The sequence below is a fragment of the Klebsiella oxytoca NBRC 105695 genome (assembly GCF_001598695.1).
GTDB classification, from domain to species: domain Bacteria; phylum Pseudomonadota; class Gammaproteobacteria; order Enterobacterales; family Enterobacteriaceae; genus Klebsiella; species Klebsiella oxytoca.
Window position 1 is genome coordinate 83,880 of the sequence record NZ_BCZK01000006.1, and the last position, 12,947, is coordinate 96,826.

Sequence of the window (12,947 nt, forward strand, 5' to 3'; positions counted from 1 at the left end):
GTTCGCCTCTATTTACGTTGATCGTCCACCGTAACCCCTTGCGGCGGCGTAAAGGTGAACTTAGATGCATCCACGGCACCATTTTGTTGCGATTTCAGCTGATAGCTGCTGCGTTGATCGTCCTGTTCCACGGCGCTGAATTGATGAATCGTACCGTCACGACCCACATTGATGGTGAACTGCTTAAGATTACCGCTGCCGTTTTTCGGAGTCAGAACAAAATCGTCACCGTTCTGCTTAATGTTGTAGTTTTGCCAGTCGCTGGCCTGATTACGGGCAATCAGCATAAACGGCGTATTGCTGGTCGCGTCTTTTAACCAGGTGGCGGTGGCCTGCTCAACAAACGGATTGTAAAACCATAGCGTTTTGCCATCAGAAACCAGCACGCTTTCATCTGGCTGAGTCATGTGCCAGTTGAACAGATTTGGCCGCTTGACCCAGAGATCACCCTGCCCGTCCTGAACGGCATTACCGCTGCCGTCGGTGACCTTCTGCGTAAAACTGGAGTGGAAGCTGCTCACTTTATCAAGGCGGCTTTTTAAATCGCTGGCGGCATCCGCCCATACCTGGCTGACAACCAGACCGGACAGTAATGCACAGGTGATTGCGAGTTTTTTCATTATCATTCCTTTATGTGCGTCACTCCCGACGCGGGAGCCTCTTCTGCCAAATTTAGACCCGCTAACGGCGGCTAAACAGCAGAAAAGGCTGATTTTCACTTATTTACCCAGCTTAGCGGTTACTCGAAGGGCGGCGGAGCCAGCACTTCACGGTTACCGTTATGACCCTGCTCGCTCACAATACCCTGGGCTTCCATTTGCTCAATAATACGCGCGGCGCGGTTATAGCCAATGCGGAACTGACGCTGTACCCCAGAAATGGAGGCTTTGCGTTTTTCCGTCACAAAATTCACGGCCTGATCGAATAGCGGATCGAGCTCTTCCCCGCCATCGTAGCCACCGCCGCCGCCTTCGCTTTCGCTGTCGGAGGTGATGCCATCGACATACTGCGGACGACCGCGCGCTTTCCAGTCCTGAACGACAGCGTGAACTTCCTCGTCGCGCACAAAAGCGCCGTGCACGCGCACCGGAATCGTCGAGTTAGGCGCGGAGTAGAGCATATCGCCCATCCCCAGCAGAGATTCCGCACCGCCCTGATCGAGGATGGTACGCGAGTCAATTTTACTCGAGACGGTAAAGGCGATACGCGTCGGGATGTTGGCTTTGATGAGGCCGGTAATCACGTCAACCGAAGGGCGCTGAGTTGCCAGCACCAGGTGGATACCCGCGGCGCGCGCTTTCTGCGCCAGACGGGCGATCAGCTCTTCCACTTTCTTACCAACGGTCATCATCAGGTCGGCAAATTCATCGACCAGCACCACGATATAAGGCTCTTTTTTCAGTACCGGATGGGTTGCATCCATACTGTCGCCAGGCTTCCAGTACGGATCCGGAATTGGCCGTCCCATACGCGCGGCTTCGGCAATTTTCTCGTTGTAACCCGCCAGATTACGCACGCCCAGCGCAGACATCAGCTTATACCGACGCTCCATCTCGTTAACGCTCCAGCGCAAAGCGTTGGCGGCGTCTTTCATATCCGTCACCACCTCGGTCAACAGATGCGGTATGCCTTCATAAACCGACAGCTCGAGCATTTTCGGGTCAATCATGATGAATTTCACATCTTCCGGCTGCGCTTTGTAAAGCATGCTCAGGATCATGGCGTTGACCCCAACAGACTTACCGGAACCGGTAGTACCAGCCACCAGCAGGTGCGGCATCTTCGCCAGGTCGGCGGTTACGGGTTCGCCCGCGATGTCTTTGCCGAGGACCACGGTGAGCGGTGAAGGATTGTCGCGGAATTTCGCGTTATCCAGCACTTCGCGCAGGTAAACGGTTTGCCGTTTTTTATTAGGCAGCTCCAGGCCAACGTAAGGCTTACCCGGAATAACTTCGACTACGCGCACCGCCGCTGTGGACAGGGAACGGGCCAAATCTCGCGACAGGTTGGAAATACGCGCTGCTTTCACGCCCGGCGCCAGGTTAAGCTCAAAGCGAGTGATTACCGGGCCCGGTGAGTAGTTCACCACGTCGGCTTTAATGCGGAAATCGGCCAGACGAGCTTCAACCAGGCGCGCCATCTGCTCAAGCGCAAAGGTATCAATCGGCTCAACTTCAGCCGGGGGCGGCGTAAGCAGGTCAAGAGACGGCAGCAGCGTCGTCGGCTTCTGCAACGGGCGACTGTCGCCATTGCGCATCAACAACGGATGAATGAGACTCTCCTGCGGCTGTGGGGCCGGCTGCTGCGGGGCGTGCCCCTGAGAAGCATGCTGCTGCATCTGCGGATGTTGAGCCGGCTGATGCTGCGCGGATTGATAAGCCTGGTGCTGCACATTTTGCGGTTGCTGAGGGGCGTGCTGATGCGGCATCGGCTGCGGCACGGGCTGCGAATGCTGGACCGGCTGCTGATACTGCGGAGCAGGCTGCTGCACTTCCGGCAATGGCGTGAAGACAGGCTCGCTCGGCGCATCGTCAACTAACGTTTTCATTGGCGAGAATTCATAGTCAGCCGCAGAGAACGGATGCGATCCCGGCGGCTGCTCGCTTGCGTAGCGCTGTTGTTGAGATGCGGCAAACTGACGAGCCAGCTCGGCTTCAGCAGCGGAATCGTCATCTGCCGTTTCATCTTCGGCAGCGTAGCTATCACCATAGCGCTGATTTTGCGCAGCGGCGAACTGACGCGCCAGCTCTCCCTGCTCGAGCTCTGCAACTTCCTCGTCAGACAGCGAATCATCATAGTGCTGATGCTCAGCCTGACGCGCGCGCTCTTCGGCTAACCGCTGCGAAGGCAGCTTGATCCCGTAGGAGGCAAGTTCCCGGCGGGTGGGAACCCGAACGCGATTTGGACGAGGCAATTTCGGGCCAATGCCTTCTTTTACCTGCGCGCGAGGACCGCCCGAAGCCGGGCTAAATAACGGCGCAGCGCCGGATGCGGCAGAAGCGGTTGAGGCCGCGGCGGCGCTAGCTGCAGCCGCACCCGTTGCCTGATGGACCCCGGCCGCCAGTGCGCTCACGGCGGCAACATCTCCCGCCGGTGAAGACGGAGGCGTGATGGGTTTTGTCGCCACCGGACTGACGGGTTCAGGAATCGGCTGATACCAGGCGGCAAGCTGCTCGCGTTCACGCGCGCGTTTCTCTTCTACTTCTTCAAAGTAATACATCGGCGGACGCTGAGGCTTCACCTCCTCTTGCGGAGGCTCAGGCTCAACGGGGGCAGCATAGGGATCGGGCTGGTGCACTGGCGCCTGTTCCGGCTGGTACGCATGCTGCGGCTGCGAGAACGGTTCCGGCTGATAAGCTGGCTGCTGCACCGGAGCCTGCTCCGGATGGTACGCATGCTGTGGCTGTGCGATCGGCTCCGGATGATAAGCTGGCTGCTGCACCGGAGCCTGTTCCGGCTGGTACGCGTGCTGCGGCTGCCATGCCGGTTCCGGCTGATAAGCTGGCTGCTGCACCGGAGCCTGCTCCGGCTGGTACGCGTGCTGCGGCTGCCATGCCGGTTCCGCCTGATAAGCTGGCTGCTGCACCGGAGCCTGTTCCGGCTGGTACGCATGCTGCGGCTGCGAGAACGGTTCCGGCTGATAAGCTGGCTGCTGCACCGGAGCCTGCTCCGGCTGATACACGTGCTGCGGCTGCGCGATCGGTTCCGGCTGATAAGCTGGCTGCTGCATCGGAGACGGCTGCGGCTGGTACGCATGCTGCGGCGGTGTCACTGGTTCGGGCTGATAGACTGGCTGAGCGTCGTACCCTGGCAGTGGTTCAGCCCATGCCTGTGGAGCAGCGGTATCCTGCGCGGCCACTGCTACCGGATCGGCAATGCTATGGCCGTTCAACAGCGGATCGTATGGGTCAAAATCGCCAGGGCGTGCCGCGCTGACTCCGGAGAACAGAACGTCATCGGCATTGGCCGGACGCGCTGCGCTGGAACCAGAAAAGAGCACATCATCAGCGGCAACAGGCGCACCGCTGGCGCTATACTGAATCTCATCTTCCGCATCATCCATCCGCTTACCGGAGAACAGAGCGGCATCAGTTTTACGCCCCATCGGGTTAGCGAATTTTTCGGCCAGGCGCTGGCGGCGGGCTAAGGCGCTGCGTAGAATCCGCGCGCGTCGAGAACCTTGCGGCCTGGCGGGTTCATCATCGTCATATTCTTCTTCATCATCTTCATATTCCCCTTCATCAACCCAGGTGTCGTCACGACGGGTACGGTTGCTGGCAAACGTGAGAACAGAGAGAATCACACCGCCGATTTTTTCGGCAATGCTGACCCAGGACCAGCCGGTAAACAACGTCAATCCGGCCGCCCAGATGCAGAGCAGCGCGATTGTGCCGCCGCTGCTGTGCAGCAGAGGTTGCAGGGTGGTGCTCAGCAGACTGCCGATCACCCCGCCGGAGGCAAAGTACCAGATATCATCAGCGTTGATAGCCGCCAGCCCACAGGACGTGAGAATCAGCGCCAGCGCACCGATCAAACGCAGCGAGACGGCGAAATAATCGATGTACTCGTCGTTTTCCTGATGACGCCAGGCAAACCAGCAGCCGCCGATAATAATGACCGGAATGGTGTAAGCCATTACGCCAAAAATGAAAAATAGCGTATCGGCTAGCCATGCTCCGGGCGTACCGCCTATGTTATGAATAGGCTCGTGCCACGCCGTTTGCGACCAGCTAGGATCCGAGGGATTAAAGCTGAGTAAGGCCGCCATCAACCAGATGGCAAAAAGGGAGCAAAGAATGAGTAATGCCTCAAGGAGACGGCGCCCGCTACTCAGCTTTGTGAACTTGACTTCTTTGTCTTCGGTGTATTCCTGGCTCAAGAAAGGCTCTCCAGGTATCAGGCTGTTTCCTGCCTTCAGCTAAAACGGACAACAGTGCCGGGTCTCCCCGGCACTGTTGCTGTATGGATTAACAGGAGTGTAATCAAACTACGTCGATTTTGCACCTGTTCCGTGTTAGCGCGTCTTAATTACCAGACGATTACTTTGCTTGACTTCTTCCATCACCACATAGGTACGGGTGTCGTTTACGCCCGGCAGGCGCAGCAAGGTCTCGCCCAGTAGTTTACGATACGCAGACATATCCGGCACGCGGGTTTTCAACAGGTAATCGAAATCCCCGGAAACCAGATGACACTCTTGAATTTCTTCAAGTTTTTGCACAGCGGAGTTAAATTGCTCAAACACATCCGGCGCGCCACGATTCAGAGTAATCTCAACAAATACCAGAAGTGATGCATCCAGATAATGCGGGTTGAGCAGCGCTGTATAGCCCTGAATAAAACCCTGTCTTTCCAGTCGACGCACGCGCTCAAGGCAAGGCGTCGGAGAAAGTCCCACCCGTTTAGAAAGCTCGACGTTGGAAATACGCCCGTCTTTTTGCAATTCATTCAAAATATTACGATCAATGCGGTCGAGATCTTTGCCAGGGCGCTTCTTGCTATCTACCATTATTATTGTCTCTCTGTATTCCTTCCCTACTCCTGTTCCGACTCTGAGCCTTCACTGCCAGAGTCCATCCTGTCATTACCCTTACGACGATGGGTAACCCAGGGGTACGTGAGAAGCCCGTTGCCTGACGGCAGTCACCGACATCACGCATGGCGTCTGTCCACACCATGCGTAGATTTCGCTAACCCGGATAAAAATGGCATTTGCGTGCATTAAAATTCGCCACACGCTAAACACTGCTTTTCTTCTTCCATGAATGTTTTCGCAAAAGCACAGGGGATTGTCAAAGCAAAACATCGATTTTTAGTACAAGATGCCAGATATTCATTATCCTCCCCCGTTGATTCTCATGTTTTCCTCTTATAATTGTCCCCCTGACAGTAGAATTAATTATATTCTTCGTTCGTTAAATCGCCAATTAATCGGCAGCTTCTATTACACATATCGTTAACAAAACTGCCACGCTCTTTTTTTACGTCCACAAATTCCCTACAATCCAGCGCATGTATGCCAATAAATTACGAGGATCTCATGGGCACGGCCAAACACAGTAAACTGCTTATTCTTGGTTCTGGACCTGCGGGATATACCGCTGCGGTCTACGCAGCGCGCGCAAATCTGCAGCCGGTACTGATTACCGGAATGGAAAAAGGCGGTCAGCTGACCACCACCACTGAAGTGGAAAACTGGCCAGGCGATCCTAACGATCTGACCGGACCGCTGCTGATGGAGCGCATGCACGAACATGCCACCAAGTTTGAGACCGAAATTATTTTCGATCATATCAACAGCGTCAATCTACAAAACCGTCCGTTCCGCCTGACTGGCGACAGCGGTGAATACACCTGTGACGCCCTGATTATCGCCACCGGCGCATCAGCGCGTTATCTGGGGCTTCCATCAGAAGAGGCATTTAAAGGCCGCGGCGTTTCTGCCTGCGCCACCTGCGACGGTTTCTTCTATCGTAACCAGAAAGTCGCCGTCATCGGCGGCGGCAATACGGCTGTTGAAGAGGCGCTGTATCTGTCCAACATCGCTTCCGAAGTCCATCTGATCCACCGTCGTGACGGCTTCCGCGCGGAAAAAATCCTCATCAAACGCCTGATGGATAAAGTGGAAAGCGGCAACATCGTGCTGCATACCAACCGCACCCTCGAAGAAGTAACCGGCGATCAGATGGGCGTGAGCGGCCTGCGCTTGCGCGATACGCAGAATGCTGACAATGTTGAATCCCTGGAGGTTGCCGGGCTGTTCGTTGCTATCGGGCATAGCCCGAACACGGCGATTTTTGCCGGTCAACTGGAGCTGGAAAACGGCTACATTAAAGTTCAGTCCGGCATCCACGGCAACGCCACCCAGACCAGCATTCCTGGCGTCTTCGCTGCGGGTGACGTGATGGACCATATCTATCGTCAGGCGATTACCTCTGCCGGAACAGGCTGTATGGCTGCGCTGGATGCAGAGCGTTATCTGGATGGTTTAGCCGACGCTTGCAAATAATCTTTACAAGTCAGTAACAAAGGTAAAGAAGGCGACGAAAAGTCGCCTTTATTTTTGCCCCGTTGTAACATTGCCGTGCCCAAAAAACTCATAACTACACCTGCTAAGCGCGCAATGAATAAAACCCGTCAACAAGATTTAACCCGTTGGTTAAAAGATCAAAGCATTATCTCCCGTCGCTGGTTGATGATTTCCCGTCTCCTGGGCGTCGTTAGCGGCCTGCTCATCGTTGCTCAGGCCTGGTTCCTGGCGCGGATCCTTCATCGCATGATTATGGAAAATATTCCCGCCACGGCGCTGCTGCTGCCTTTTGTGTTACTGGTGCTGGTCTTTGTGCTGCGCGCCTGGGTTGTCTGGTTGCGTGAAAGAGTGGGTTTTCAGGCGGGCCAGCATATCCGCGTTGAGATTCGCCGCCAGGTTCTGGATCGCTTACAGCAGGCGGGGCCTGCCTGGATACAGGGGAAACCCGCAGGCAGCTGGGCCACGCTGATCCTTGAGCAGATCGACGATATGCATGACTACTATGCTCGCTATTTACCGCAGATGACGCTGGCGGCCAGCATTCCCTTACTGATCGTCATCACTATTTTCCCCATCAACTGGGCCGCAGCGCTGATTCTGTTGGGCACAGCGCCGCTTATTCCTCTATTTATGGCGCTGGTTGGCATGGGAGCGGCCGATGCCAACCGACGTAACTTTCTCGCTCTGGCGCGGTTAAGCGGCCATTTTCTCGACCGCCTGCGCGGTATGGAGACGCTGAGAATTTTTCATCGCGGTCAAGCAGAGACGGAAAACATACGCGAGGCTTCTCAGGATTTCCGTCAGCGAACAATGGAAGTGCTGCGTCTGGCGTTTCTCTCCTCCGGCGTGCTGGAATTTTTCACCTCGCTCTCGATTGCGCTGGTAGCCGTTTACTTTGGCTTTTCCTATCTGGGAGAGCTCAACTTTGGCCACTACGGCGCCGGTGTGACGTTGATGGCCGGTTTCCTCGCGCTGATTCTGGCCCCCGAGTTTTTCCAGCCGCTGCGCGATTTAGGCACCTTTTATCATGCAAAAGCGCAGGCTATTGGCGCCGCTGATAGCCTGAAGACCTTTATGGAAACGCCGCTGGCGCAGCCAGAACGTGGGGAAAAAGTATTAAGCGATAATGAAATGATTAGCATCGAAGCCCGCGACCTGCTGATCAAATCCCCTGAGGGTAAAGTGCTGGCCGGGCCGCTGAATTTTTCCCTACGCGCTGGCGAGCGCGTGGTGCTGGTTGGGCAAAGCGGCTCCGGCAAAAGCTCGCTACTGAATACGCTAACGGGTTTTCTTCCCTACGAGGGCTCGCTCAAGGTCAATGGCGTTGAGTTAAAGAGTCTGGATGCCGACCGCTGGCGCCGTCTCCTGAGCTGGGTAGGGCAAAATCCGCAGCTGCCGGCGGCAACGCTGCGTGACAACGTCCTGCTGTCCTGCCCTGATGCCACCGAAGCACAGCTACAGCTTGCGCTGGATAAAGCGTGGGTCAGCGAGTTCCTCTCCCTTCTGCCGCAGGGTATTAACACGCCTGTCGGCGATCAGGCCGGTCGCCTGTCGGTCGGGCAGGCTCAGCGTGTCGCCGTCGCGCGGGCGCTGTTGGTACCCTGCCGCCTGCTGCTGCTGGACGAACCCGCAGCCAGCCTGGATGCCCATAGTGAGCAGCGCGTGATGCAGGCGCTGACCAATGCATCAACGCAGCAAACCACGCTAATGGTTACCCACCAGCTGGAAGGCCTTGCGAACTGGGATGCAATCTGGGTGATGCAGGATGGTCAAATTGTTGAACAAGGCAGTTATTCGCAACTGGCGACCGCAGGCGGCCCTTTTGCAACCCTGCTTGCTCATCGTCAGGAGGAGATTTAAATGCGCGCATTATGGCCTTACCTGGCGCTGTACAAACGACACAAATGGCTGCTGCTGCTCGGTATCGTGCTGGCGATCGTTACGCTGCTGGCCAGCATTGGCTTATTAACGTTATCCGGCTGGTTCCTGTCGGCATCGGCCGTTGTTGGCGTAGCGGGCATCTACAGCTTTAACTATATGTTGCCAGCCGCGGGCGTACGCGGCGCGGCGATCATTCGCACCGCTGGCCGTTATTTTGAGCGTCTGGTCAGCCATGACGCAACCTTTCGCGTCCTGCAGCATCTGCGAGTATTTACCTTCAGCAAACTGCTACCGCTCTCCCCCGCCGGGCTGGCGCGTTTTCGTCAGGGTGAACTGCTTAACCGGGTGGTTGCAGATGTCGATACCCTGGATCATCTCTATCTGCGCGTCATATCGCCGCTGGTAGGCGCGCTGGTGGTAATTCTCGTCGTCACCGTGGGGCTGAGCGTACTGGACGTTACTCTGGCTCTGACCCTGGGCGGTATTATGCTACTTACCCTGCTGGTGATGCCGCCGCTGTTCTATCGCGCCGGTAAGCCCGCCGGTGAAAGCATGACTCATTTCCGCGGGCAGTATCGCCAGCAGTTGACCTCATGGCTGCAGGGGCAGGCGGAGCTGATGCTGTTCAACGCCAGCGATCGTTACCGGCAGCAAATGGTAAAAACCGAAGCGCATTGGCTGGATGCGCAGCGTCGCCAGGCGGAACTGACGGCCCTCTCCCAGGCGCTGATGCTGCTGATTGGCGGAGTGGCGGTTATTACTATGCTGTGGCTCGCCTCAGCAGGCGTTGGCGGCGATACTCAACCGGGCGCGCTGATCGCGTTGTTTGTCTTCTGCGCGCTGGCGGCGTTTGAAGCGCTGGCGCCGGTAACCGGCGCATTTCAGCATCTGGGGCAGGTGATCGCTTCCGCAAAGCGCATCACGCAAATTACCGAACAAGAGCCGGAAGTCGCCTTCACTCAGGGCGAAAGCCAAAAGCTGGATCGCGTTTCGTTGAGCTTAAATCAGGTTACCTTCAGCTATCCGCAGCAGCCCTCCCCTGCGCTGGAGAAAATATCATTGCAGATCGAGGCCGGAGAGCATATCGCCATCCTGGGACGAACAGGCTGCGGTAAATCGACGCTGTTACAGCTGCTGACCCGTGCCTGGGATCCGGCGGAGGGAGAGATATTACTCAATGATCAGCCGCTGACGCAGCTTAACGAAGCGACGTTGCGCCAGGCGATGAGCGTCGTGCCACAGCGCGTACATCTGTTCAGCGCGACCCTGCGCGACAACCTGCTGCTGGCTTCCCCGGGGGCCAGCGATGCCCGGCTTGCAGAAACGCTTAAACGCGTCGGTTTAGCCAGGTTGCTGGAAGATAGCGGCCTGAATAGCTGGCTGGGAGAAGGTGGTCGTCAGCTTTCCGGCGGCGAGCTGCGCAGGCTGGCTATCGCTCGCGCCCTGCTTCACGATGCGCCGCTGATGCTGCTGGACGAACCTACTGAAGGCCTTGATGCGACGACCGAAAGCCAAATACTTGATTTACTTGCTGAAGTTATGCGTGAAAAAACCGTGCTGATGGTAACTCATCGTCTGCGCGGGCTGGCGCGGTTTAATCAGATAATAGTCATGGACAACGGAAAGATTATTGAGCAAGGTAGTCACGCAGAATTGCTGGCTGAACAGGGGCGTTACTACCAGTTTAAGCAGCGTCTGTAGGCTACTATTGAATCATTGCCTGATGCGTTGAGGTAAAAATGCGGCTGGTTCAGCTCTCTCATCATTCCATCGCCTTCCCCTCCCCGGAAGGCGCTTTGCGCGAACCTAATGGTCTGTTAGCGCTGGGCGGCGATCTTAGCCCGGCGCGGTTACTGATGGCCTATCAGCGCGGTATTTTTCCATGGTTTTCGCCCGGTGACCCAATTCTCTGGTGGTCCCCCGACCCGCGAGCGGTACTGTGGCCGGAGAAATTCCATCTCAGCCGCAGTATGAAGCGTTTTCATCAGCGCTCCCCGTATCGCGTAACGTTGAATCACGCCTTCGGTCAGGTTATTGAAGGCTGCGCCGATCATCGTGATGAAGGAACATGGATAACGCAGGGTATTGTTCAGGCATACCATCAGCTACATGAGCTGGGGCACGCTCATTCTGTTGAAGTGTGGCAGGGAGAGGAATTAGTGGGTGGCATGTACGGTGTTGCACAGGGGGCGCTGTTTTGCGGAGAATCAATGTTCAGCCGAGCCGAAAATGCCTCCAAAACCGCACTGTTGGTCTTTAGCCAGGCGTTTATGCACGATGGTGGAAAATTAATCGATTGCCAGGTGCTAAACAAGCATACGGCTTCGTTGGGCGCAGTGGAAATTCCTCGCCGCGATTATCTCGACTATCTCTCCGTACTGCGGACGTATCGTCTGCCGGAGCGGTTCTGGGTGCCAAGGGTGCTATTTGCAGGAGAAGCATAAATGTTTTCAGCACATTTTTTGTCGGGATGTTATAATTGCGCGGTAGAGTAGCTTCTGCCCGTTGCCCCGCCGCCGTTTGGGAATAATAAGAGTCAGATAACGCCCATCGTTCTGTCACTCCCCCTTTACGTTTGCGCCTGTCGCCCGGTTTATCCGCGTGAATTACGGGCAATGCGCCAAAACTACTTCGGCGATTTGACGTAAAACTTTACATACTTGCTGAACTTCGGCATTATCTTGCCGGTTCAAAACTACGGTAGTGATACCCCAGAGGACTAGATGGCCAAAGAAGACAATATTGAAATGCAGGGCACCGTACTTGATACGCTGCCTAACACTATGTTCCGCGTAGAACTGGAAAACGGTCACGTGGTAACTGCGCATATTTCCGGTAAAATGCGTAAAAACTACATCCGCATTCTGACGGGCGACAAAGTGACTGTTGAGCTGACCCCGTACGACCTGAGCAAAGGCCGCATTGTCTTCCGTAGTCGCTGATCGTTTTCGCGCTTAACGCGCCAGATGCTGAAGGCCGGGATAATTCCCGGTCTTTTCATTTCTTTTATTCTCACGCCGTTTCCCTCTTCGGCTTTGACGGCCCTGTCTCTGCGCCCGTAAAATAATAGCTGGATTGTCCTGGCGAGAAAGGATACCCAATGAGCGCCCTGCAAATTATCTATCCCAACGATATGCTTCATCCGTCACAACCTGACGAGATGTTTTTAGCTGAGTACACTTATGCCTGCCAAAGCAGTATTACCTGCCTGTTACTCTCATCAGAGGCTGTGGCGCTGGGCGACTACCGCTTTTCATCCAGTTTTTCAGCCAATATGCCGGTACTGTGGCGCGGATGGATGCTGCACCCGGATGAGTACGAAAGTTTATCCCGAGCGGTGGAAAAGCGAGGCGCTCGCTTATTAACGTCATGCCAGCAATATCTTCAATGCCACCATTTGCCGGGCTGGTATGAAAGTTGTCGGGATCTCACGCCAGAAACCATCGTGACTAGCGAAGATGCTGACTTTGCTGCCCTCACTAAGGAATATGGTTGGCCTGCTTATTTTGTGAAGGACTATGTAAAGTCGCTCACAACCTCCCGCGGCTCAATCGCTCGCAATGCGCAAGAAATTGATGAAATCATCACATTGCTTAAACAGTTTCGCGGTGAAATTGAAGGAGGAGTTTGCCTGAGACGCGTGGAGAAATTTGATACATCCAGCGAAAGGCGATTCTTTGTTCTCGATGGCAAAGTTCATGCCGCAAACGGCGATATTCCTGCCAGGGTTAGCGAAATCGCCGCACGTATAAACAGCCCTTTTTACTCTATAGATGTTATCAATGATGAAGCTGGTGCTTTGAGGCTCGTCGAGATGGGTGACGGCCAGGTATCGGATATCAAAGAGTGGTCCGTTGAGCGTTTTGTGAAAATGCTGAGTGACTATGCGGTAAGTCAGGAAATTTAAGGATGGAATGCTGCTTTTACGGCAGTGAACTGGGCAAACCGCACCCCATCATATTGTTATTATTGAAATTAAATAATAAACCTCCTCTGCCATATTATTTTTAACCGGTTTTTTTTATTTAAAATCAAC

Annotated in this window: 9 protein-coding genes; 6 read left to right on the forward strand and 3 right to left on the reverse strand. The window is 55.2% G+C overall.

The window, feature by feature from the left end:
• Positions 1–8: 8 nt before the first annotated feature.
• The 3 genes from lolA to lrp all read right to left on the reverse strand — a co-directional run bounded on the left by lolA (position 9) and on the right by lrp (position 5,509).
• Entirely contained in the window at positions 9–620 is a 612-nt protein-coding gene (gene lolA, locus KO1_RS12085; RefSeq protein ID WP_004100642.1) for an outer membrane lipoprotein periplasmic chaperone LolA, read from the reverse strand.
• 119 nt (positions 621–739) lie between these two features.
• A complete protein-coding gene (gene ftsK, locus KO1_RS12090; RefSeq protein WP_024273972.1) occupies positions 740–4,879 on the reverse strand; it encodes a DNA translocase FtsK in 4,140 nt (1,379 codons plus the stop codon).
• Positions 4,880–5,014: 135 nt separating this feature from the next.
• On the reverse strand, positions 5,015–5,509 hold the full coding sequence (gene lrp / locus KO1_RS12095) for a leucine-responsive transcriptional regulator Lrp (protein ID WP_002439523.1): 495 nt from the start codon (positions 5,507–5,509) through the stop codon (positions 5,015–5,017).
• A gap of 531 nt (positions 5,510–6,040) precedes the next feature.
• Between lrp and trxB the strand changes: the two genes are divergently transcribed.
• The 6 genes from trxB to KO1_RS12125 all read left to right on the forward strand — a co-directional run bounded on the left by trxB (position 6,041) and on the right by KO1_RS12125 (position 12,818).
• Positions 6,041–7,009, forward strand: coding sequence for a thioredoxin-disulfide reductase (gene trxB / locus KO1_RS12100; protein WP_047720080.1), 969 nt, complete (start codon positions 6,041–6,043; stop codon positions 7,007–7,009).
• Between the two features lie 114 nt (positions 7,010–7,123).
• Positions 7,124–8,890 carry a heme ABC transporter permease/ATP-binding protein CydD gene (gene cydD / locus KO1_RS12105; protein ID WP_004100633.1) on the forward strand — a complete coding sequence of 589 codons (1,767 nt, stop codon included), beginning with the start codon at positions 7,124–7,126 and terminating at the stop codon, positions 8,888–8,890.
• A complete protein-coding gene (cydC, locus tag KO1_RS12110) occupies positions 8,891–10,612 on the forward strand; it encodes a heme ABC transporter ATP-binding protein/permease CydC (protein WP_024273971.1) in 1,722 nt (573 codons plus the stop codon).
• Positions 10,613–10,650: 38 nt separating this feature from the next.
• Positions 10,651–11,355 (forward strand): leucyl/phenylalanyl-tRNA--protein transferase, encoded by a 705-nt coding sequence (gene aat / locus KO1_RS12115; protein ID WP_004111858.1) that lies wholly within the window; start codon positions 10,651–10,653, stop codon positions 11,353–11,355.
• 279 nt (positions 11,356–11,634) lie between these two features.
• The gene (infA, locus tag KO1_RS12120) at positions 11,635–11,853 is read left to right on the forward strand and encodes a translation initiation factor IF-1 (RefSeq protein ID WP_002211347.1); all 219 of its coding nucleotides are present in this window, start codon (positions 11,635–11,637) and stop codon (positions 11,851–11,853) included.
• Between the two features lie 158 nt (positions 11,854–12,011).
• Positions 12,012–12,818: an ATP-grasp domain-containing protein gene (locus KO1_RS12125; protein ID WP_049090837.1), complete on the forward strand. Its 807-nt coding sequence runs from the start codon at positions 12,012–12,014 to the stop codon at positions 12,816–12,818.
• The last annotated feature ends 129 nt before the right edge of the window (positions 12,819–12,947 follow it).